The sequence below is a fragment of the Protofrankia sp. Cas3 genome, assembly GCF_963555955.1.
In the GTDB taxonomy this organism is placed as follows: domain Bacteria; phylum Actinomycetota; class Actinomycetes; order Frankiales; family Frankiaceae; genus Protofrankia.
In genome coordinates, this window is record NZ_CAUVXP010000024.1 from 1 (window position 1) to 599 (window position 599).

General features: G+C 77.0%; 1 protein-coding gene. It reads left to right on the top strand.

Going from position 1 to position 599, the window contains the following annotated elements; genetic code table 11:
* On the top strand, window positions 1-599 hold a 599-nt coding region (locus U9983_RS07050), incomplete at both ends, for an HNH endonuclease signature motif containing protein (RefSeq protein WP_322753247.1).

Here is a 599-nt window from a genome sequence, read left to right on the forward strand (position 1 = left end):
AGCCGCCGCGATCCTGCGGGCCGCCCTCGACCCGCTGACCGCCCCCCGCCCCGCCAACCCCGACACTGCGGCCAACCCCGGTGGTGCGGCCAACCCCGGTGGTGCTGGCGCCGACAGCCCCGACAATGCGGGCGGTGCCGAGAGCGCGGGGAGTGCCGACAGCACGGGCGGCACGGCTGACAGCGGCACGGCTGGCACCGGCGGCGGGGAACGGGACCGCCGCTCCCCAGCCCGACGCCGCGCCGACGCCCTCATCGAACTGATCACCCGGGCGCTGCACACCGACACCCTGCCCACCCACGGCGGCTACCGCCCCCACGTCACCGTCCTGGCACCCCTACCCGCGCTCCTCGGCCAACCCGGCGCGCCACCCGCGGACAACGGCTGGGGCCTCCCCCTACCCGCCACCGTCCTCGCCCGGCTCCTGTGCGACGCCGAACTCGTCCGCCTCCTCCTCGACCCCACCGGCGTGCCATTGGACGTCGGCCGCACCCAACGCATCGTGCCCCCCGCCCTACGCCGCGCCCTGATCGCCCGCGACCGCTGCTGCACCTACCCGGGCTGCGACCGACCCCCCGGCTGGTGCGAAGCCCACCACA